Source organism: Caulobacter sp. GW821-FHT11A05 (assembly GCF_058809015.1).
On record NZ_JBXASF010000001.1, the window covers coordinates 340371 to 361479 of the forward strand.

16 protein-coding genes and 1 pseudogene are annotated in these 21109 nt (G+C 69.1%); 14 read left to right on the forward strand and 3 right to left on the reverse strand.

Annotated elements, in window-relative coordinates:
* The first annotated feature begins 9 nt into the window (after window positions 1-9).
* The 8 genes and pseudogenes from egtB to AC1RSK_RS01585 form a co-directional block, all read left to right on the forward strand.
* Window positions 10-1263, forward strand: coding sequence for an ergothioneine biosynthesis protein EgtB (gene egtB / locus AC1RSK_RS01550; protein WP_492904911.1), 1254 nt, complete (start codon window positions 10-12; stop codon window positions 1261-1263).
* Window positions 1260-2219 carry an L-histidine N(alpha)-methyltransferase gene (gene egtD / locus AC1RSK_RS01555; RefSeq protein ID WP_492904912.1) on the forward strand — a complete coding sequence of 320 codons (960 nt, stop codon included), beginning with the start codon at window positions 1260-1262 and terminating at the stop codon, window positions 2217-2219. Before egtB ends, egtD begins: the two co-directional genes overlap by 4 nt.
* A 105-nt stretch (window positions 2220-2324) precedes the next feature.
* Window positions 2325-5369, forward strand: a complete 3045-nt coding sequence (locus AC1RSK_RS01560) for a hypothetical protein (protein ID WP_492904914.1) — start codon at window positions 2325-2327, stop codon at window positions 5367-5369.
* Window positions 5370-5498: 129 nt separating this feature from the next.
* Window positions 5499-6461 carry an acetyl-CoA carboxylase carboxyltransferase subunit alpha gene (locus tag AC1RSK_RS01565; RefSeq protein ID WP_492904916.1) on the forward strand — a complete coding sequence of 321 codons (963 nt, stop codon included), beginning with the start codon at window positions 5499-5501 and terminating at the stop codon, window positions 6459-6461.
* Window positions 6462-6879: 418 nt separating this feature from the next.
* Complete coding sequence (locus AC1RSK_RS01570) at window positions 6880-7638, forward strand: hypothetical protein (protein WP_492904918.1); 759 nt, start codon at window positions 6880-6882, stop codon at window positions 7636-7638.
* Window positions 7639-7782: 144 nt separating this feature from the next.
* Window positions 7783-8382 (forward strand): response regulator, encoded by a 600-nt coding sequence (locus AC1RSK_RS01575; protein ID WP_492904920.1) that lies wholly within the window; start codon window positions 7783-7785, stop codon window positions 8380-8382.
* Entirely contained in the window at window positions 8379-8837 is a 459-nt protein-coding gene (locus AC1RSK_RS01580) for a hypothetical protein (protein WP_492904922.1), read from the forward strand. Before AC1RSK_RS01575 ends, AC1RSK_RS01580 begins: the two co-directional genes overlap by 4 nt.
* A 65-nt stretch (window positions 8838-8902) precedes the next feature.
* A pseudogene (locus AC1RSK_RS01585) lies at window positions 8903-9910 on the forward strand (NAD(P)H-dependent flavin oxidoreductase); the annotation flags it as partial.
* A 4-nt stretch (window positions 9911-9914) separates the two neighbouring features.
* On the opposite strand, the gene AC1RSK_RS01590 reads toward AC1RSK_RS01585, so the two are convergent.
* Genes AC1RSK_RS01590 through AC1RSK_RS01600 form a run of 3 tightly spaced genes read right to left on the reverse strand, consistent with a single transcriptional unit; the run spans window position 9915 to window position 11461 of the window.
* Complete coding sequence (locus AC1RSK_RS01590) at window positions 9915-10265, reverse strand: DUF5615 family PIN-like protein (protein ID WP_492904924.1); 351 nt, start codon at window positions 10263-10265, stop codon at window positions 9915-9917.
* A 2-nt stretch (window positions 10266-10267) separates the two neighbouring features.
* On the reverse strand, window positions 10268-10504 hold the full coding sequence (locus AC1RSK_RS01595) for a DUF433 domain-containing protein (RefSeq protein ID WP_492904925.1): 237 nt from the start codon (window positions 10502-10504) through the stop codon (window positions 10268-10270).
* A gap of 6 nt (window positions 10505-10510) precedes the next feature.
* Complete coding sequence (locus AC1RSK_RS01600) at window positions 10511-11461, reverse strand: alpha/beta fold hydrolase (RefSeq protein ID WP_492904927.1); 951 nt, start codon at window positions 11459-11461, stop codon at window positions 10511-10513.
* A 143-nt stretch (window positions 11462-11604) separates the two neighbouring features.
* Here AC1RSK_RS01600 and AC1RSK_RS01605 point away from each other — a divergent pair, with 143 nt between their 5' ends.
* From AC1RSK_RS01605 to ggt, 6 genes are all read left to right on the forward strand, one after another.
* Window positions 11605-12501 (forward strand): LysR family transcriptional regulator, encoded by an 897-nt coding sequence (locus AC1RSK_RS01605; protein WP_492904929.1) that lies wholly within the window; start codon window positions 11605-11607, stop codon window positions 12499-12501.
* Between the two features lie 96 nt (window positions 12502-12597).
* Window positions 12598-13635, forward strand: a complete 1038-nt coding sequence (gene dgcN, locus AC1RSK_RS01610; RefSeq protein WP_492904930.1) for an N-acetyltransferase DgcN — start codon at window positions 12598-12600, stop codon at window positions 13633-13635.
* On the forward strand, window positions 13593-14585 hold the full coding sequence (gene dgcA / locus AC1RSK_RS01615; RefSeq protein WP_492904931.1) for an N-acetyl-D-Glu racemase DgcA: 993 nt from the start codon (window positions 13593-13595) through the stop codon (window positions 14583-14585). The genes dgcN and dgcA overlap by 43 nt, the downstream gene beginning before the upstream one ends.
* A 145-nt stretch (window positions 14586-14730) precedes the next feature.
* Window positions 14731-17832: a TonB-dependent receptor domain-containing protein gene (locus AC1RSK_RS01620; RefSeq protein WP_492904932.1), complete on the forward strand. Its 3102-nt coding sequence runs from the start codon at window positions 14731-14733 to the stop codon at window positions 17830-17832.
* Between the two features lie 161 nt (window positions 17833-17993).
* Window positions 17994-19307 (forward strand): dicarboxylate/amino acid:cation symporter, encoded by a 1314-nt coding sequence (locus AC1RSK_RS01625; RefSeq protein WP_492904933.1) that lies wholly within the window; start codon window positions 17994-17996, stop codon window positions 19305-19307.
* A gap of 24 nt (window positions 19308-19331) precedes the next feature.
* On the forward strand, window positions 19332-21059 hold the full coding sequence (ggt, locus tag AC1RSK_RS01630) for a gamma-glutamyltransferase (RefSeq protein ID WP_492904934.1): 1728 nt from the start codon (window positions 19332-19334) through the stop codon (window positions 21057-21059).
* Window positions 21060-21109 lie beyond the last annotated feature (50 nt).

A 21109-nucleotide genomic window follows, 5' to 3' on the forward strand; every position in this document is an offset into this window, starting at 1 on the left:
AGAGGCGGGATGGCATTCGACACCGACGATCGCGAGACGCTGGCCCTGTCGCTGGCCCGCGTGCGGGAGCGCACGCTGAGCCTTGCCGCGCCCCTGTCGCCTGAGGACATGCAGCCCCAGGCCATGCCGGACGCCAGCCCGGCCAAATGGCACCTGGCCCACACCACCTGGTTCTTCGACGAGTTCATCCTGCGGCCTCGCGGTTATGCGCCGCCGCCGCCGGCCGACGCCCGGTTCCTGTTCAACAGCTATTACGAGGCGGTCGGCGAGCGGCATCCGCGGCCAGACCGGGGCCTGGTCACCCGGCCTGGGGTGCGGGAAATCCTCGACTGGCGGCTGCGGGTCGACGAGGCCCTGGCGCGTCTGTTCGCCCAGGCGCCCGCCGCCCTGATCGATGACCTGGCCCCGCTGCTGGAACTGGGCCTGAACCATGAGGAGCAGCATCAGGAACTGCTCTTGATGGATATCCTCAGCCTGTTCGCCCTGCATCCCGCCGCGCCGGCCTATCGCGGCGACCTCCAGTCCGCCGCCGGCCCGGCGCGCGGGCCGCTCGGCTGGATCAGCCATGACGGCGGGCTGGTCGAGATCGGCGCGGGGGAGGGCGGTTTCGCCTTCGACTGCGAGCGGCCGCGCCAGAAGGTCTGGCTGGAGCCCTTCGCGCTCGGCGACCGGCTGGTGACCTGCGGCGACTGGCTGAACTTCATCGCCGACGGCGGCTACGCCACCCCGGCCCACTGGCTGTCGGACGGCTGGGACCGGGCCCGGGCCGAGGGCTGGCGGGCGCCCGCCTACTGGGACGAGGAGGGCGGGGTCTGGAGCCGCCGCACCCTGGCCGGCCGCGAGACGGTCGACCCGCACGCCCCGGTCTGCCACGTCAGCTTCTACGAGGCCGACGCCTACGCCCGCTGGGCGGGGGCCCGCCTGCCGACCGAAGCCGAATGGGAGGCCGTCGCCGAGAGCCGGCCGATCGCCGGCAACTTCCTGGACAGCGACATCCTGCGCACCGCCGCCGCCTCCGGCGACCAGCTGTACGGCGACGTCTGGGAATGGACGGCCAGCGCCTATGGGCCCTATCGCGGCTTCGCGCCCGCGGCCGGGGCGGTCGGCGAGTACAACGGCAAGTTCATGTCCGGCCGCCAGGTGCTGCGCGGCGGGGCCTGCGTCACGCCGGCGGCCCATATGCGGGCAAGCTACCGCAACTTCTTCGAACCCCATCAGCGCTGGATGTTCTCCGGGCTGCGACTGGCGAAAGACTGTTCATGAACCAGCTCACCGCCCTGCATCCCGACCTCGAGCGGGCCCTGTTCGCCGAGGACATGATCACCGGCCTGTCGAAAACCCCCAAGGCGACGCCGCCCAAGTGGTTCTACGACGCCGCCGGCTCGGCCCTTTTCGGCGAGATCACCCAGCTTGCCGAATACTATCCGACCCGCACCGAGATGGCCCTGCTGGAGAACCGCGGCGCCGACATCGCCGCCGCCATCGGCCCCGGCCGCACGGTGGTCGAATACGGCTCGGGCTCGGCCGCCAAGGCCATTGCCCTGCTGGGGGCCCTGGAGGCGCCGGCCGGCTACCTCTGCGTCGAGATCGACCCCGGCGCCGCCCGCGCCACCGCCCGCGAGGTGAAGGCCGCCTTCCCCGAGCTGCCGGTGCGCGGCGTGGCCGGCGACTTCACCCATCTGCGCGGCGAGGTGGCGGCCGGGTCGCGGCCGCGCCTGGGCTTCTTTCCCGGCTCGACCATCGGCAACTTCCCGCCCGAGGAGGCCGGCCCCCTGCTGGCCGCCATGCGCGAACACCTGGGACCCGGCGGCCAGCTGCTGCTCGGCGCCGACCTGATCAAGGACCGGCCGGTGCTGGAAGCGGCCTACGACGACGCCCAGGGGGTGACGGCCCGCTTCAACCTCAACCTGCTGGCCCGGGCCAACCGCGAACTGGGCGCCGACTTCGATCTTGGCGGCTTCGAACACCGCGCGGTCTGGAACGTTGCAGCGGCGCGCATCGAGATGCATCTGGTTGCGCGCAAGGCCCAGACGGTAACCATCGACGGCCATCGCTTCGACTTCGCGGCCGGCGAAACCATTCATACCGAGAGCAGCTACAAGTTCGACGAAAGCCGTTTAAAAGCCTTGGCTTACGCTGGCGGCTGGTCGATCGAGCAGGTCTGGATCGCGCAGGAACAGCCCTTCGCCCTGGCCCTGCTGACCGCCGACACCCGTTAACCGGGTGGCGATCACAAGTCGCTGAACGCGGGTTTCCAAGGTTGTTATCCTCAAAATAGGGTGCCGCGCGCCGTTCCCCCCGGGCGCATGTGGAGCACTCAAAAAATGGCTGACATCATCGGCACCTCCGGCGACGACAACCTCGTCGGCACCCCTGACAGCGACACCATCACCGGCCTCGAAGGGGTCGACATCCTGGTCGGCCAGGGCGGCGACGACATTCTCGACGGCGGCGCGGACGACGACATCCTGCGCGGCCGCGACGGCAATGACACCGCCCTCGGCGGCGACGGCGACGACTATCTGCAGGGCGGCGAAGGCGACGACGTCCTCGACGGCGGCGCCGGCTTCGATCGCGCAGCCTATGCGCTGCTGCCGACCGACCCGCAGGTCGGGGCGACGGTCGACCTGGCCCTCCAGGGCGTGGCCCAGGACACCGGCCACGGCTTCGACACCCTGTTCAACATCGAGCACCTCTCCGGCACCATCTACAGCGACACCCTTAGCGGCGACGGCGGCGCCAACTGGCTGTGGGGCAGCGTCTCCGGTCCCGGCGGGACCTCGGGGGACGACGTGCTGTCGGGCCGCGGCGGCGACGACCTCCTGGAAGTCGGCCAGGGCAATCACACCCTGGACGGCGGCACGGAGACCGACACTGTCAGCTTCTTCAGCAACGGCGACATCGGCGCCGCCGGCTTCGAGGGCGTGATCGTCAGCCTGGCGCTGCAGGGTGCGGCCCAGGACACCGGCCATGGCCTGATGACCCTGAGCGGCATCGAGAACCTGTCCGGCTCCGTCGTCAACGACGTGCTGCGGGGCGATACCGGCGCCAACATCCTGGCCGGCCGCGACGGCCACGATGGCCTGTTCGGCGGCGACGGCGACGACCTGCTGCTCGGCGACGGCCAGTTCGCCATCGACTTCGCCCTGGTCGGCGCCTCCGGCCCGATCACCCAGACCGACGACGGCGGCTATGCCGGCGACGATGTGCTGAACGGCGGCAACGGGACCAACATCCTCAACGGCGGGGCCGGCATCGACAACGCCGACTACACCGATGCGGCCGGTTCGGTGACCGTCGTCCTGAGCTCCGGCTACGGCGAGCGGCTGGACGCCGCCGGAACCACGGTGCTGGGCAGCGACACCCTGATCAGCATCGAGAACGCCACCGGCGGCGGCTTCAACGACGTCCTCATCGGCAGCACCGGCGCCAACACCCTCGACGGCGGCAACGGCGACGACAATCTGCGCGGCGGGGGCGGCGACGACTGGCTGATCGGCGGGGCGCATGACGACCTGCTGCGCGGCGGCGAGGGCGTCGACACCTTCATCGGCGGCGATGGCCTCGACCGCATCAGCCTGTTCGAGGCGGCGGCGACCCAGGCGGCCTATGTCGACCTGGAGATCCAGCAGGTGCTCAACGACGGCTTCGGCAACGTCGAGAGCCTGACCTCCATCGAGGGCGTCGGCCTCGGCACCCTGTTCGGCGACACCTTCCTGGGCAGCAGCGGCGTCAACTTCATCTACGCCGGCACGGGCGACACCGTCGACGCGCGGGCCGGGGACGACGACATCCTGCTAGCCGGGGCGACCGCCAGCCTGGACGGCGGCGACGGCGTCGACAGTCTGGAATTCTCGGCCTTCCGCATCGTCGATAACAACGCCGACGGCATCCCCGACACCGAGGACGCCATGGCCGGGGTGTTCGTCAGCCTGTTGGCCAATCGCATCTATGACGACGGCTTCGGCGACAGCGGCCTGATCTACAATGTCGAGAACGTCACCGGCACGGACTTCGACGACGTCCTGTTCGGCGACGCCCAGAGCAACGTCCTGATCGGCCTGGGCGGCTTCGACCAGATCCGCGCGGGCGGCGGCAACGACACCCTCGACGGCGGCGACGGCGACGACCTGCTGCGCACCGGCAGCGGGGCCGACACCTTCATCGGCGGCGACGGCTTCGACCGGGTCAGCTTCTACAACGCCGACGCCACCCAGGGCGTGGTCGCCAACCTCTCGACCCAGACCATCGCCAACGACGGCTTCGGCAACGCCGAGACCATGAGCTCGATCGAGGGCCTGGGCTCGCATACCCGCTTCGCCGACCACTTCACCGGCGATGACCAGCGCAACCTCTTCCTGATCGGCGGTGGCGACACCCTCTATGCCCTGGGCGGCGACGATGACATCCAGGTCGACGATGCGCCGTTCCGGCTCGACGGCGGCGACGGCATCGACACCCTGACCCAGTTCACCCTGACCCGGCTGCGCGACACCAACGGCGACGGCATCGCCGAGGTCGAGAACGGCTACATGGGGGTGGCGGTCAACCTGGCCACCAGCCGCATCCTCAACGACGGCTTTTCCGGCATGGGCCGGATCTACAATGTCGAGAACGTCGGCGGCTCGGTCCTCGACGACAGCCTGACCGGCAACGGCCAGGCCAACAGCCTGTGGGGCTTCGAGGGCGACGACCTGATCGCCGGCGGCGGCGGCATCGACACCATCGACGGCGGCGACGGGGCCGACATCCTGGGCGGCGACGGCGGCAATGACGTCATCGAGGGCGGTGGCGGCGACGACACCGTCCATGGCGGGGCCGGAGCCGACACCGTCACCGCCGGGGCCGGCGCCGACCAGGTCTGGGGCGGGGCGGCGGCCGACACCCTTAGCGGCGGGCTGGACGGCGACGTCCTGCACGGCGAGGACGGGGCGGACACCGTCAACGGCGACGAGGGCGACGACACCCTGACCGGCGGCATCGGCAACGACACCTTGTTCGGCGGCGACGGCGTCGACGTGCTGACCGGCGGCGCGGGCAAGGACTTCCTGGCCGGTGGGACGGGCGTCGACACCTTCGTCTACACCGACCTTGCCGACAGCACCGTGGCGGGCGCCGGTCGGGACACCATCACCGACCTGCTGGCCGAGGACTTCATCGACCTGTCGGCCATCGACGCCGACACCGGGACAGGGGGCGACCAGGCCTTCGTGAAGGTCGCCGCCTTCACCGGCGTGGCCGGCCAGATGACCCTCAGCCTGTCGGGGGCCAGCACCCTGCTGAAGGCTGACGTCAACGGCGACAGCGTCGCCGACATGACCATCACCCTGACGGGGAACCACGTCAGCCACGTCAATTTCGTCTATTGATCCGGGCGGGAGGCGGCCTCGGGTCGCCTCCCAACCCCGCCGGGCTCAGAATCGCGGCATATGGGTTCCATCGGCGGCGGACAGCGACTAGTTTCGCCACCTTTCGGAACGGGCTGCGTTAGGCGAACTATGGTCCATCACTATCTCGAGTTCGAACGGCCGATTGCCGAACTGGAAGGCAAGATCGAGGAGCTGTCCAAGCTCTCCGACGCGGCCGGCGCCAGTTCCTTCGAGACCGAGGTCGAGTCCCTGCGCGCCCGCCTCGACGATCTGCGCCGCGAGGCCTATTCCAAGCTCGATCCCTGGCAGAAGACCCAGGTCGCCCGCCATCCCGAACGGCCCCACTTCGTCGACTTCCTGAGCGGCCTGATCGAGGAGTTCGTCGAGCTGCGCGGCGACCGCAAGTTCGCCGACGACCAGGCCATCCTCGGCGGCCTCGGCCGCTTCCGGGGCGTGCCCGTGCTGGTCATCGGCCAGGAGAAGGGCCACGACACCACCACCCGCCTGAAGCACAATTTCGGCATGGCCCGGCCCGAGGGCTACCGCAAGGCCGTCCGCCTGATGGACATGGCCGAGCAGTTCAACCTGCCGGTGCTCAGCTTCGTCGACACCGCCGGCGCCTATCCGGGCCTGGGGGCCGAGGAACGCGGCCAGGCCGAGGCCATCGCCCGCGGCACCGAGCGCTGCCTGACCCTAAAAGTCCCGATGATCGCCACCGTCACCGGCGAAGGCATGAGCGGCGGGGCCATCGGCATCGCCGCCGCCAACCGCGTGCTGATCATGGAGCACGGCATCTATTCGGTGATCAGCCCCGAAGGCGCCGCCTCCATCCTGTGGCGCGACGGGGCCCGGGCCAAGGACGCCGCCACCCAGATGCACATCACCGCCCAGGACCTGATCAAGACCGGGGTGGTCGACCGCATCATCGACGAGCCGCCGGGCGGGGCCCACTCCGACCCGGCCGAGGCCATCCGGCTGGTCGGCGAGGTCATCGAGGACGAGCTGCAGCTGCTCCTGAACCTCTCCCCTGAGCAGCTGCTGGCCCAGCGGGCCGAGCGCTACTACGCCATCGGCCGCACCGCGCCGGCCTAGGCTGTTTCGACGTCTGGGCCGGTGTTCATCCGGCGCAAAACGCCCGCCCGCCGGGGCTTTGCGCAATATGTATAGACATATTCACCCGTCCTGAGGGCCGCCGCCGTGCGCCCGGCCGGAGGTGTTGGTCGCCGCGCAGACCTTTCGACCAACAAACCCGGCGCATCGACCAACCCGCTGACCAACGCCCCGGGCCACCATCGCAGCGCCCGGACCCACGCCAAAGCCAACGGGGCCGGGGGTTTGGCCCGCTTTCAGCGGCATCCGGGCGACGACAGCCTTTTTTGTTGGTCGGGCAGGCGGCGGTATAATGGTCGCCGCTTCGATACTCGGGCCCTGGCCGGCCTGCCCCCCAAATTCGGGGCGCGTTGCATCCGGGGTCCAGCCATGATCCCTTCGCCGCCAGGGGGAGATTTCCATGCGCCTGATCACTGCTCTGACCGCTGTCGCGGCCCTGTGCGTCGCCGCGCCCGCCGCCGCCCAGACCAAGGAATGCAAGGCGTTCCGCAGCGGGGCCGGCTGGGCCGTCAAATACGTCGCCTACACCCGCGCCGACGGCAAGCTGTTCGACACCGTCACCACCTACACCTACCAGGTGATGCTGCCCGAAGAGGACAAGGACGCCGCCTACCAGGTCAATGTCGACATGAGCCGCCTTGCGTTCCCGTCGAAGGGGGTGGTCATCCTCGAGTATGGCAAGCGCCCTGACGCCGAAGCCCTCGGCAAGGTCGTGATCGCCGCGCCGGCCTACGCCAACCTGGGCATGGTCTCGATGGCCGGCTTCCTGGGAAAGCCCGATCCGGTCTTCAAGCACCGCCTGCTGCTCAAGGCCGGCCCGTCCCGCGCACTGGTCTGGTCGGCGGACGCCAGCAAGGTGTCGGCGCCGAAGGTCATGGAAGCCGATCAGTTCGAGAACGCCATGGCCGGCCTGGGCTCCTCCGATATCGAGGCGCTCGGCCCCGGCGGCCTGGCCGACGCGCGCAAGGCGGCGGGCGTCATCACCCAGCTGGCTAAGGGCGGCCGGGTCGAGATCCAGGTCATGGAGGAGGGCAAGCCCCTGACCGTCGGCGGCTTCGACATCACCGACGCCGTCGCCAAGGCGGCCGGCGACGCCGCCCTGGCCGCCAAGGCCGAGGCCGACCGCAAGCTCGCGGCGGGACAATGCCTGGCTGGATGACCCTCGGCGCCGCCGCCTGCGACAATTGTGCCTAAATCCCTGGCAGGGCAGGAAAAACTGTCCCCAGGCTGGGTGTGGCGGGGCCTCCAGTTAAGGTTTCGGTGACCCCCCGGGGGCAGGTTGCGCCCGGGGATCAGGTCGAGCATGAGCGCAGCGGAACAGACATCGACGTCATCGGCGCCTTCGGTCGGCGAAACCGGCCTGACGATGGGCACGATCTTCAACCTGTCGAAGGCCGTCGTCATGGTCATCGACGACAACAACTTCTCCCTGCGCCTGACCACCCAGACCCTGCTCGGCTTCGGCATCCAGACCCGCTACCTGTGCAACGACTGCGAGTCGGCGGTGGAGATTCTGAAGTCCTTTTCGGTCGACCTCCTGATCGTCGATTGCGACATGCCGGGCCCCGACGGCTATGACCTGGTCAGCTGGCTGCGGCGTTCGGGCCTCGAGCCCAACGCCTACACCCCGGCCCTGATGATCTCCGGCCATACCCGGGAATCGCAGGTGGCCAAGGCCCGCGACTGCGGAGCCAGTTTCATCATCACCCGGCCGATCACGGCGGCCGTCCTGTTGGAGCGCATCCTGTGGATGGCGCGCGACCCGCGCCCCTTCGTGAAGGCCGGCGACTATGTCGGCCCCGACCGCCGCTTCAACGACCCGGTGCTGCCCGAAGGCCAGCCAGAGCGCCGGGCCTATCTCCTGCGCAAACAGGCCGCGGCCAACGAAGAGACCGGCTCATGAGCGCCCTCATCATCCGCCGCGTCTCCACCCTGTCGAAGCTGGTCGGCGAAAAGGGCGGCCGCACCGTCCTGGCCGCCCTGCGCGCGGCCGAGGCCGAGACCGCCGGCCTGCGCGAGGAGGGCCGCGCCCTGCTGGTCGAGGCGATCGTCGCCCTGGAGACGGCCGCCGCCGATCCCCTGTGCGAGGCCTGGCTCGACGACGTCTACCGGGCCTCGGCCAACGTCATCGACATCTGCCCGCCCGACCTGCCGGCGCTGGCCAAGGCGGCCTGGAGCCTGTGCGACCTGGTCGACCGTCAGCGGCGCACCGGCAAGCCCGACGCGCCGCCGATCACGGTCCACGTCGCCGCCATCCGCACCCTCGGCCATCCGGGCCTGGACCCCAAGGCAGCCGCGCCCCTGCTGCTCGGCCTGCAGTCCCTGCTGGCCCGCGAGGTGGCGCGGAGCGGCGAGTAGAGAATCGGCTCTTGCCTGACGCCGGGTGATTTGCCGATAAGGTCTTCCAAACAAACGTTTGGGAGACCGCCATGGCCATTCGCACCCGTTTCACCGAGCTGTTCGGCGTCGAGCATCCGATCGCCCAGGGCGGCATGCAGTGGGTGGGCAAGGCCGAGCTGGTCGCCGCCGTCGCCAACGCCGGGGCGCTCGGCTTCATCACCGCCCTGACCCAGCCGACGCCGGAGGATCTCGCCAAGGAAATCCAGCGGACCAAGGACCTGACCGACAAGCCGTTCGGGGTGAACTTGACCATCCTGCCGGCCATCAAGCCGCCGCCCTACGCCGAATACCGCGCCGCCATCATCGAGAGCGGCATCACGATGGTCGAGACCGCCGGCTACAAGCCGCAGGAACACGTCGACCACTTCAAGCAGCACGGCATCAAGGTCATCCACAAATGCACCGCCGTCCGCCATGCCCTGTCGGCCGAGCGGATGGGCGTCGACGCCATCTCCATCGACGGCTTCGAATGCGCCGGTCACCCCGGTGAAGACGACATCCCCGGCCTGATCCTGATCCCGGCCGCGGCCAACCGGGTGAAGATCCCGATGCTGGCCTCGGGCGGCTTCGGCGACGCCCGCGGCCTGGTCGCGGCCCTGGCGCTGGGCGCCGACGGCATCAACATGGGCACCCGCTTCTGCGTGACCAAGGAGGCCCCGATCCCGGAGAGCTTCAAGCAGCAGATGGTGGCCAACGACGAGCGCCAGACCGACCTGATCTTCCGCACCCTGCACAACACCGCCCGCGTCATGCGCAATCAGGTCAGCCAGGAGGTGGTGTCGATCGAGCGGGCCGGCGGCGCCAAGTTCGAGGACGTCATGCACCTGGTCGCCGGCACCCGCGGCCGCGACGCCCTGGCCAACGGCGACACCGACGGCGGCATCTGGTCGGCCGGCATGGTCCAGGGGATCATCGACGACATCCCCAGCTGCAAGGAGCTGATCGACCGCATCATCAGCGAGGCCGAGGATCTGATCCGCGGCCGTCTGGAAGGCATGGTGTCGAGCCCGGCGCGGGTGGCGGCGGAGTAGGGGGTTAGAGCGGCCTGACCCGAGTGCGTGTCCCATCGATGGTCGTGACCCGACCGCGATGGGTCTCCTCGCCGGCCTGGAGTTGAGCCAGGACGATCGCGATCTGTTCGACGGCCGGCTCGCGCCCGAAGGCCAGCGTGATCAAGCCTGGCACCGGCTCCCGATAGCGAACCGCGCGTTCTCCAAATCCGAAATCCTCGGTGACAAGAACGCGATCCAAGTCACGCGCCAATTCAATGACGCGGTCGTCCGAGACGGCCGGATAGGTCTCGCGAACGTAGACGACGTCGTGCCCGGCTTCCCGAAGCGCGGCGACCAGCCGCGCGGAGCAGCACTCGTCGAGCAAAAGGCGCAAGGCTAGGCGACCGCCACGAAGCCTTCATGCGCGATATGGTCGGCGGCATAGGCCAAGACCGCCATCAGGTCCGCATGGGTCAGGTGCGGATAGTCGAGCAGTAGCTCGTCCGGCGAATGCCCAGCGGCAAACTTTCGAAGGATCAGCTCGACGGGAATGCGGGTGCCCCTGATCACGGGCCTTCCGTCCATCACACCGGCGATCTGCTCAATGCGGTCGTGTGTCATGGCTTTGACCATACCACGTCAGGCCGTGACCGTCTTCCTGCGCCCGAACAGGCCAACCGACAGGGAGCGGGCGAGGTCGGCGGCTTCGCTCAGGCGTTCGGCCAAGGTGGCGAACACCGACTGCGGCTCCGGCAGGCAGGCTTCCAGCTCGGCGATCAAGGCGCTGGCCGGGCCGTCGTTGAGGAAGTGGTTGCCGCCCGGCACGCGGCGGAAACGCATGGGCCGCGCGGCGCGGACCTCCTTGATCAGGGACTCGGCCGTCTCAATCGGCGCGAAGTCGTCGAGGTCGCCGTGGATCAGGTGGATGGGCACGCCGATCCGTTCCAGCGCCTGGCGCATGTGGATCATCTGGCCCGGCTGGCCGGCCACCTCCAGCACCGCGTTGCGCAGGTCGCGCGGCACGGGCAGGAAGCGCAGCAGCACCAGGCCGAGCTTGACCAGCATGCGGGCGGTCGGCCCCGGATCGCCGAGGTAGCCGCTCAGCAGCACCAGGCCGCTCAGCGCCTTCGGCCGGCGGGCGGCCATCAGGCTGGCGATGGCGGCGCCGTAGGACTGGCCGACCAGCAGCAGCTTCTGGCCCGGCGCGACCTCGAGCAACGGCATCAGCGCCTCGGCCTGGACACGGATGTCGCCGACGTATTCCACCGGCTCGCTGCCGGCGTAACCGGGGCGGTCGACGACGACCATCTCACGGTCCTTGGGCAGTTCGGCCAGCACAGGGGCCCAGTACTCGGCCCAGCTGGGCGCGCCGGTGACGACGACGATCTTCCAGGGCGCGGGCTTGTCGCGGGGGGTGGTCAGGGCCGACAGGGTCCAGCCGTGGTCGCCGCCGCAGGGCATGGAGATGCGCTTGACGACGCTCTCCTCGTAGAGCTCGGCGGTCGGCACATGCTCGAAGCGGCCGTTGGCGGCGCTCTCGATACAGGCCCAGCCAAGTTCCAGCACCCCCTTGGGGCGTTTACGCGCCACGATCCATCTCCTGTTTTCGCCCGTCAGTCCCAACGGGAAGTTCAACGCTGATATGGCCCCAGGGTTCTCCGAAATCAGGCCGGGGTCACCGATCTTTTCGGTAATGTTGCATACGGGCCCTGAACGTCGGCTAAACAGGCCGTATGCGCCTTCGTCACATCGAAGTTTTCCACGCGGTCTACGCCCACGGCTCGATCAGCACCGCCGCCCGGGCGCTGAACGTTTCGCAGCCGTCGGTCAGCAAGGTGCTCAAGCACGCCGAGGATCAGCTGGGCTTTGGGCTGTTCCGCCGGGTCAAGGGCCGGCTGGCCCCGACCGACGAGGCGCACGCCCTGTTCCGCGAGGTGAAGGAGGTCTTCGAGCGGCTCGACTCGCTCAAGCAGGCGGCCCGCAACCTCAAGCTCGGCGAGGGCGGCCACATCCGGGCCGCCGTGCTGCCGGCGCTCGGCCTGGGTGTCGCCCCGGCGGCGGTGGCCCGCTTCCGCGCCAAGCACCCGACGGTGACCTTCGACTTCCGCACCCTGCACTACGACGAAGTGCTGCGCTCGCTGTACGAGCACGAGGTCGACATGGCCCTGGCCTACGATTCCATCGCCCACCCGCGCGTGAACAATTTCCAGATCGGCTCGGGCGAGCTGATGATGATGTTCCGGCGCGGCGAGTTCGGCGACCAGCCGCCGGCCCGGCTGGACCTCAAGAGTCTGGAGAGCCGCAACTACATCGGCTCGGGCGCCACCGGCCCGGTCAGCGACATCTTCTCGGCCGAGGTCGAGGGGCGGGGCCTGATCATCAACGAGCCCATAACCGTCTCGACCTTCTACATGGCCGCCTCGCTGGTGCGGCACGGGGTCGGGGTGGCGGTGGTCGACGAGTTCACCGCCCGGGCCGAGGCCTCCGAGCTGATCGACTTTCGGCCGCTGGAACCGGCCCTGGCGTTCGGCGTCTACTGCATGCACCTGGAAGACCGGCCGCTGTCCAACCTGTCGGAAAACTTCGTCAAGGTGATGAAGGACGTGCTGGAAGAGGTCCGCGTCCCTTAGCCTGAAGCTATGGGATACCCCTGTCTCTGACATTGCCCCGGGCAGTTGGGCGGCAGAATAGTCCGCGCCAGTTCAACGGCCATGCGGAAGGGCGCCATGATTGCCTCCCCCTACCTCCTTTACCTGGGCGCCGCGACCGATCCGCTGGCGGTGAAGACCGCGCGCGGCGTCGCCGAATGGCGGCCGGACCGATGCCTGGGCCAACTTAGGCTGGAGGGCTGCACGGTCAGCCTCGGCCTCCCGGACCTGACTGTCGAAGAGGCGGCCGCGCAAGGCGCCAGGACCCTGATCATCGGCGAAGCCAACGCCGGCGGCGTGCTCAGTCCTGCCGCCATCCCCGTCGTGCTCGCCGCGCTCGAAGCCGGCCTCGACGTGGCCAGCGGCCTGCACCAGCGGTTGAGCGACGTCCCCGCCATCCGCGAGGCGGCCCAGCGCCTCGGCCGCCGCCTGACCGATGTGCGTCAGCCGCCGGCCGATCTCGTCGTCGGCAAGGGCGTTCCCCGTGCTGGCCGGCGGCTGCTGACCGTCGGCACCGACTGCTCGGTCGGCAAGATGTACAGCTCGCTCGCCATCGAGAAGGAGATGCGGCGGCGCGGCCTGGCCGCCGACTTCCGCGCCACCGGCCAGACCGGCATCCTGATCACCGGCGACGGCGCACCGGTCGACGCGGTGATCGCCGACTTCATCTCCGGCGCCGTCGAGGCCATCTCGCCGGCCCGCCACGACGGCGGCTGGGACCTGATCGAGGGGCAGGGTTCGCTGTTCCATCCCTCCTATGCCGGGGTGACCCTGGGCCTGATCCACGGCGCTCAGCCGGACGCCCTGGTCCTCTGCCACGAGCCCGGCCGGCCGCACATGCGAGGCGTGCCGGGTCATCCGGTGCCCGACCTGGCGCTGTGCCTGGAGCGAAACCTCGAGGCCGCCCGCCTGACCAACCCGCATGTCATCGCGGTCGGCGTCGCCCTCAACACCTCGGCGATGAATGCCGGCGCGGCCCTCGATCTCTGCGCCGAGGTCTCGGACCGGTTGGGCCTGCCCTGCCAGGACCCCGTCGCCCACGGAACCCACCTCATCGTCGATCGGCTGATCTCATGCTTCGCAACGCAACCGTCCGCCGCCAGCACTGGCCGCTGAAGGCGCCCTTCCGCATCTCGCGGGGGGTGAAGACCGCCGCCGAGACGGTGATCGTTCAGCTGCGGCGGGGCGAGGCCTGCGGCCGGGGCGAGAGCTGCCCCTATCCCCGCTACGGCGAGAGCGCCGAGGGGGTGCTGGATCAGCTGGGGCCCGTCCTGGCCGCCTTCGAGGCCGGCCAGCCGGACGCGGCGGTCCTGGGCATGCTGCCGGCCGGCGCCGCCCGCAACGCGCTGGACTGCGCCCTCTGGGACCTCAGGGTGCGGGAGACCGGCGTCTCGGTCGCCGCCATGACCGGCCTGCCCCGCCCCGCCAGCCTGGTCTGCGCCGTCACCCTCAGCCTGGACGAGCCGGCGGCCATGGCCGCCGCCGCCCGGGCCAGCAGCGACGCGCCACTGATCAAGATCAAGCTCGACGCCGACCGGCCGGACGAGCGGCTGCTGGCCGTCGCCGCCGCCGTGCCGAACGCCCGCTTCATCGTCGATCCCAACGAGGGCTGGACCCGATCGTTGCTCGACGACCTGCGGCCCCTGCTGGCCCGCCTGCCCGTCGCCCTGATCGAACAGCCCCTGCCGGCTGACGCCGACGGCGACCTGGAGGGCTTCGATCCGCCCGCGCCTGTCTGCGCCGACGAGAGCCTGCATACGGCCGACGACCTCGAACGGCTCAAGGGCCGATACCAGGCGGTCAACATCAAGCTCGACAAGACCGGCGGCCTGACCGAGGCCATCCAAACCCTGCGGGCGGCCCGCGCGCTGGGCTTCCAGGTGATGACCGGCTGCATGGTCGCCTCGTCCCTGGCCATCGCCCCGGCCCTGCACATCGCCGGCGCCTCCGATTTCGTCGACCTCGACGGCCCCTGGTGGCTGGCCGGCGACTGGCCGGAGGGTGTGCGGCTGCGGGGCGGCGTCATGCGCGCCCCGGCGGCGGGATTCTGGGGCGAACCTGCGTGAGACGTATAGCCGTTGGCTATGACTTTCGGAACGAACCGAAAGGCTCAGGTTATTGGCGACGCCCCGTCGGGAGGCGATGCTGTCACAGGCCGGACACAAGACCGCAACAGCGGCCCGGCGTGGGTTTTACATGGGGGTAGTGGGCATGGCCCGTCAGAGCATCATCGATCGTACCTGGAAGGCCGCCCTGCTGGCCTCCGCCGCCAGCCTCCTCGCCGGCGCCGCCTTCGCGCAGGAGCCGGACCCGAACGCCGCCCCTGAAGAGGCTGCCGAAGTCGAGGCGATCACCATCGTCGGCAGCCAGATCAAGGGTAACAAGGCCACCGGCGTCCTGCCGGTCACGGTCATCGGCGAGGACGAGATCGCCGCCACCGCCGCCAGCAGCGGCGACGACCTGTTCCGCTCCATTCCGCAGGCCGGCGACGTCAGCTTCAACGAATCGCGCACGACCGGCGGCATCAACGACGCCCGCGGCGACACCGCCTCGATCAACCTGCGCAGCCTGGGCACCGGCAACACCCTGGTGCTGCTCAACGGCCGCCGCATGGTCCTGCACCCGGCCATCCAGGTCGAGAACCTGGTGCCGGTCGCCACCGTCAACACCAACGCCATCCCGGTCGCCGGCGTGCGGCGGATCGAGGTGCTGCGCGACGGCGCTTCGGCCATCTACGGCACCGACGCCGTGGCCGGGGTCATCAACACCGTCCTCAAGTCCAGCTTCGACGGCTTCTCCATCGAGAGCGAATACGGCGTCGCCGAAGGGGCCGGCCAGCGCGCTCAGTGGGATCTGTCCTTCGAACTGGGCAAGGACTTCAACGGCGGCCGCAGCAACATCTCCCTGTTCGGCGCCTTCACCGACCGCGATCCGATCTGGGCCGCCGACCGCGAGTTCTCGCGCAATTCCGACATGCGCGGCCTGTTCAAGTCCGGCCCCTGGGCCGGCGACACCGACTGGCAGAACAACTCGGCCGACACCCCCTGGGGCGAGTTCCAGCGGCTGACCACCAGCTATGCCGCCTCGACGACGACGGCCAGCTATAACGGGACCAGCTTCACCAGCTCGGGCATCTTCCACGTCCAGCCCAGCACCAACGAGGGCTGCATCGTGCCGCTGTCGGGCGGGGTCTGCTACGACAACTCGACCCTGTCGACGGCCAGCACCGACAACAACCTGCGTTACAATTCCAACGATGAGCGGACCCTCTGGGGCGAACTGCAGCGGATCAACCTGTTCGCCTTCGCCAACCACGAGTTCGACAACGGCATGGAGTTCTTCGCTGAGGCTGGCTACTTCGGCTCGACCTCCGAGGGCTCGCGCGAGCAGGAGACCACGCTTGGCAACCAGCGGGTCATCGTGCCGATCACCGGCTACTGGAACCCCTTCGGTCCGGTCGGCAGCCCCAACCGCCTGCCGCTGCTGACCGGCGTCGCCAACACCGGGGCGCCGATCGAGCTGCTCGACTACCGCCTGGTCGACGCCGGAGCCCAGACCTATCAGGTTGACCAGATGGTCACCCGCGCCCTCGCCGGCCTGCGCGGCGAGTGGAAGGGTTGGGACTGGGAATCGGCCGTCGTCTACTCGCGGGCCGAGACCGAGGACGTGCAGCGGGCGCCCAGCCTGACCCTGTTCCAGGCGGCTCTGTCGGGGACCACCGCCGACACCGCCTACAACCCCTTCAACGGCGGCGACCCGATGAACCCCGGCGAGGGGGATTCTTCAGGCAATCCGCAGAGCGTCATCGACAGCTTCATCGTGCCGGTCCGGCGCGAGAGCCACACCTCGATGGCCATGGTCGACTTCAAGGTCTCAAACGCCAGCCTGTTCGAATGGTGGGGCGGCGACATCGGCATGGCCGCCGGCGCCGAGCTGCGCCGCGAGACCTACGGCGATGACCGCGACAAGCGCCTGGACGGCACGATCACCTACACTGACCTGGCCGGCGTCACGACCGGCAGCGACGTCATGGGGGTCAGCCCGACACCCGACACCTCCGGGGCCCGCAACGTCCAGGCCGCCTTCGTCGAGTTCGCCATCCCCCTGGTCCCGCAGGGCCAGATCCCGGGCCTCTATTCGATCGATATGCAGCTGGCGGCCCGCTACGAGAACTACAGCCTGTTCGGCAGCACCACGAAGCCGAAGATCGCCCTGTCGTATCGGCCGTTTGAATTCCTGCAGTTCCGGGGCGCCTGGTCGGAGGGCTTCCGGGCCCCGAACCTGCCCCAGCAGTACGAACAGGGCATCCAGCGATCGAACAGCCGCACCGACTGGATCCGCTGCGAGATTCAGGAGCGCAACGGGACCATCCCGAACTTCGAAGCCTGCTCCAGTTCGGTGTCGGTGATCTCCAACCGCTCGGGCAATGAAGAGCTGACCCCCGAAGAGTCGGAGAACCTGACCTATGGCGTCACGTTCGAGACGACCTTCATCCCGCGCCGCTTCGGCCGTTTCACGGCGACTCTCGACTACTGGAAGGTGGAGCAGACTGACATCATCGGCATCTTCGGCGACGCCAACGCCCTGACCTATGACTACTATCTGCGCACGCTGGGCCTGACCAATCCGAACGTCATGCGGGCCACCGCCACGGACGCCCAGTTTGCCGAGTTCGAATCCTCTGGCCTGCCAGGCTCAGGTCTTGGCATCCGCGCGAACGCTCCGGGTACGGTCCTCAGCGTCATCGACAACTACCGCAACCTCGGCCCACGCGAAGTCGAGGGCATCGATATCGGTGTGTTCTACAGCATCGACGACACCCCGCTCGGCGACTTCGACGTCAAGGTCAACGCCGCCAAGCTGCTGACCTTCTTCCAGACCCCCGGCCCGGAGCAGCAGGAACTGCTCGACGCCCAGGCGGCCGGGACCATCGACCCCAGCATCTCCATCGTCGGGGCCGAAAGCCTGATCCGCCAGAACGGCCGTCCGGAGTGGCGCTGGACCGCCACGGTCACCTGGCGCAAGGGCGACTGGGGCGCGGGCTACTACACCGCCTATGTCGGGGATGTGGAGGACACCAGCGCCACCCTGGCCGATGGCACGCGCTGGGTGGTCGACGAGGTCCAGACCCACAACCTCTATGTCCAGTACAGCTTCGACGAGGGCCTGCTCGATGGCGCCCGCTTCCGCATCGGCGCGCGCAACCTGTTCGACGAGCAGCCGCCGCTGGCCGACTCCGACCTGGGCTTCATGGGCGAGCTCCACTCACCGCGGGGGCGGGTGATCTACGCCAGCGTCCGCAAGCGGTTCTGATCGCCGCCTGACCTGAGGCGTTGATGGAATGATCCGGCTCTTCAGTCGAAGAACGCCGGGGGCTTGTCCGGCGAGAGGGGCTTTCCGGCCCCTCTCGCCAACCGGAGCGCGGCGAGAGACCATGCCGCCCTCGACGACTGTTCAAAGAAGGCCTGAGCTTCATGACTGGCGCCGCCTCTCCCCCCGCCGAGCCGACCGTCCCCGCCGCCGCCAAGGCCAAGCGGGGCGGGCCCCTGCGCTTCTGGTTCGCCATTCCGCTGTGGCAACGGATCCTCGTCGCCCTGGTGCTGGGCGGCGTCATCGGCTTCTATTGGGGCGAAGGCGCCAACAGCATCAAATGGATCGGGGATGTCTTCATCCGCCTGATCCGGATGATCGTCGCCCCGCTGGTCTTCTTCATCATCGCCTCGGGCGTCGCCCAGCTGGGCGATGCGCGCCGGCTCGGCGGCATCGGCGTCAAGACCATCGGCATGTACCTGCTGACGACGATCATCGCCGTCTCCATCGGCCTGGTCATCGCCACCCTCATCGCCCCCGGCCTGGGCGCCAACCTGCTGGGGGTCACCCCCGGCGTGGTGGCGGCGCCCAAGAGCACGGCGGAGATGTTCATCGCCATCGTGCCGACCAACCCGATCAAATCCCTGGCCGAGGGCGAGACCCTCTCCATCATCTTCTTCGCCATGGTCATCGGCGTGGCGGTGATCATGGCCGGCAAGGAGGGCGAGCCGGCGGCGAACATTCTCAAGTCCGGCTCGGAGGTGATGCTCAAGGTCGTCGAGATGGTCATGGAGGTCGCCCCGTTTGGGGTCTTCGCCCTGATCTGCGTGCTGATGGGCAACGGCGGGGCGGAGATCTTCACCAACATCGCCAAGCTGGCCGCCTGCGTACTGATCGGTTCGCTGATCCAGACCCTGATCACCCACGGCGCCGTGGTGCGCCTCGGGGCCTGGCTGCCCTTGATCCCCTTCTATCGCGGGGTGGCCGACGCCATCATGGTCGGCTTCTCCACCTCCTCCAGCTCGGCGACGCTGCCGGTGGCCATCCGGGTGGCGGAGGACAACCTCGGCATCAAGCCGACGATCAGTTCCACCGTCCTTCCGCTGGGCGCCACCATCGGCATGGACGGCACGGCCATGTACATCGGCATGCTGACCCTGTTCTCCTGCCAGGTGTTCGGCATCGACCTGCAGCCGGTGCAGTACGTCCTGGTCGCCCTGACCATCGCCATCGTCGCCATGGGCGCGGCCCCGGTGCCCTCGGGCAGCTTCTTCGTGCTGCCGGCGGTGCTGGCCAGCATCGGGGTGCAGCCCGAGCAGACCGCCCTGATCGTCGGCTTCATCCTGCCCTTCGACCGCATCCTCGACATGATGCGCACCGTCCCCAACGTCACCTGCGACCTGGCCATCGCCACCGCCGTGGCGCGCTGGGAGGGCGAGATCGACGTCGAGGAATACAAGTCCGCCAAGGACGTCTGACCCCCAGTGAACGCGAGCCGTCCCATGTCCCTGTTCCGCCGCCTTGCCGCCGCCCTGGCCGCCGCTTCGCTGGCCTTCGCGCCGGTCTCCGGCCTGGCGCAGGCCCAGCGCAAGCAGCTCCTGGAATACCCCTCGATCCACCATCCGACGGTGGGCGAGAAGGGCATGGTGGTCAGCCAGAGCGCCCTGGCCAGCCAGATCGGGGCCGATGTTCTCCGCCAGGGCGGCAACGCGGTCGACGCCCACGTCGCCATCGCCTTCGCCCTGGCCGTGACCCTGCCCAGGGCCGGCAACCTCGGCGGCGACGGCTTCACGATGATCTGGGTGGCCGCCGAGCAGAAGATGGTGGTCATCGACTACCGCTCGACCGCGCCGCGCGGCGCCAGGCTGGAGGACTTCGTCAACCGCGACGGCGAGGAAAGCCCGGACGCCTCCAAGGGCTACAGGGCCGCCGCCGTGCCCGGCACCGTCGCCGGCCTGCACCTGGCCCACGCCCGTTACGGCAAACTGCCCTGGAAGACGGTGATCGCCCCGGCCATCGCCCTGGCCGAACAGGGCGTCGTCCTCACCCCCGACGAGGCCTTCGTCTTCTCCTGGGGCAGGGAGCGGCTGAGCGAGAGCGAGGACGCCAAGAAGACCTTCTACAAGGCGGATGGAAGCCTGTACCGGGCCGGCGAGACGCTCAAGCAGCCCGACCTCGCCTGGTCCCTGCGCCAGATTGCCGACCACGGCGCCGAGGCCTTCTATCGCGGCGAGATCGCCAAGCGCTTCGTCGCCGACATGAAGGCCCACGGCGGGCTGATCACCGCGCAGGATCTGGCCGCCTACCGCCCGGTGGTCCGCGAGGCCCTGGTCGGCAGCTATCGCGGCCACACCGTCTACACCACCCCACCGGCCAGCGCCGGCGGCGCCACCCTCCTGCAGATGCTCAACATCCTGGAGACCTATGACCTGAAGGCCATGGGCTGGGGCGCGCGGTCGCTGCACCTGGAGGCCGAGGCGATGAAGCTGGCCTACGCCGACCGCTACGAATTCCTCGGCGACACCGACTTCGTGAAATCGCCCCTCAAGGGCTTCACCTCGAAAGCCTACGGCGCCGAGCAGGCGAAGAAGATCGACCCCTCAAAGGCCACGCCGGCCAAGGCGCTGCGCGGCGGTGATCCCTGGAAGTACGAGAGCCCCAGCACCACCCACTTCTCGGTGGCTGACGCGCAAGGCAATGCGGTCAGCACCACCTACACCCTTGGCGCCGACTTCGGCTCGGGGGTGATGCCGGCCGGGGTGGGCTTCCTGCTCAACAACCAGATGAACAACTACAGCCACGAACAGACCGTGAAGGCGCTGGAGAAGGGGGAGCCCCTGCCGCTCAACGCCATGGCCCCGGGCAAGCGCATGCTGTCGACGATGATGCCGACCATGGTCTTCAAGGACGGCAAGCCCTGGCTGATCACCGGCACCCCCGGCGGCAGCACCATCATCGACACGGTGCTGCAGGTCATCGTCAACGCCGTCGACTTCGACATGAACGTCGCCGCCGCCACCCACCAGCCGCGTATCTTCCAGGCGGCGACCGACACCCTGGAGGTCGAACCCGGCTTCAACCTCGACACCCTGGCCGGGCTCAAGGCCATGGGCCACCCCGTGAAGTTTTCCCAGACCATGGGCAGCGCCCAGTCGATCATGATCGACCAGGGCCTGTTCCTGGGGGCGGCTGATCCGAGAAGGCCTGGCGCCCTCGCGGTGGCGCCGTGAGTTCGCCTCAGGTCTCCCTTCTCCCCTCGTGGGAGAAGGTGGCCCCGAAG

Excerpts from the sequence above, each read along its gene's own strand:
- egtB (WP_492904911.1), top strand. The coding sequence starts at position 10 with ATGGCATTCGACACCGACGATCGCGAGACGCTGGCCCTGTCGCTGGCC.
- egtD (WP_492904912.1), top strand. The coding sequence starts at position 1,260 with ATGAACCAGCTCACCGCCCTGCATCCCGACCTCGAGCGGGCCCTGTTC.
- AC1RSK_RS01560 (WP_492904914.1), top strand. The coding sequence starts at position 2,325 with ATGGCTGACATCATCGGCACCTCCGGCGACGACAACCTCGTCGGCACC.
- AC1RSK_RS01565 (WP_492904916.1), top strand. The coding sequence starts at position 5,499 with ATGGTCCATCACTATCTCGAGTTCGAACGGCCGATTGCCGAACTGGAA.
- AC1RSK_RS01570 (WP_492904918.1), top strand. The coding sequence starts at position 6,880 with ATGCGCCTGATCACTGCTCTGACCGCTGTCGCGGCCCTGTGCGTCGCC.
- AC1RSK_RS01575 (WP_492904920.1), top strand. The coding sequence starts at position 7,783 with ATGAGCGCAGCGGAACAGACATCGACGTCATCGGCGCCTTCGGTCGGC.
- AC1RSK_RS01580 (WP_492904922.1), top strand. The coding sequence starts at position 8,379 with ATGAGCGCCCTCATCATCCGCCGCGTCTCCACCCTGTCGAAGCTGGTC.
- AC1RSK_RS01595 (WP_492904925.1), bottom strand. The coding sequence starts at position 10,504 with ATGGTCAAAGCCATGACACACGACCGCATTGAGCAGATCGCCGGTGTG.
- AC1RSK_RS01605 (WP_492904929.1), top strand. The coding sequence starts at position 11,605 with ATGCGCCTTCGTCACATCGAAGTTTTCCACGCGGTCTACGCCCACGGC.
- dgcN (WP_492904930.1), top strand. The coding sequence starts at position 12,598 with ATGATTGCCTCCCCCTACCTCCTTTACCTGGGCGCCGCGACCGATCCG.
- dgcA (WP_492904931.1), top strand. The coding sequence starts at position 13,593 with ATGCTTCGCAACGCAACCGTCCGCCGCCAGCACTGGCCGCTGAAGGCG.
- AC1RSK_RS01620 (WP_492904932.1), top strand. The coding sequence starts at position 14,731 with ATGGCCCGTCAGAGCATCATCGATCGTACCTGGAAGGCCGCCCTGCTG.
- AC1RSK_RS01625 (WP_492904933.1), top strand. The coding sequence starts at position 17,994 with ATGACTGGCGCCGCCTCTCCCCCCGCCGAGCCGACCGTCCCCGCCGCC.
- ggt (WP_492904934.1), top strand. The coding sequence starts at position 19,332 with ATGTCCCTGTTCCGCCGCCTTGCCGCCGCCCTGGCCGCCGCTTCGCTG.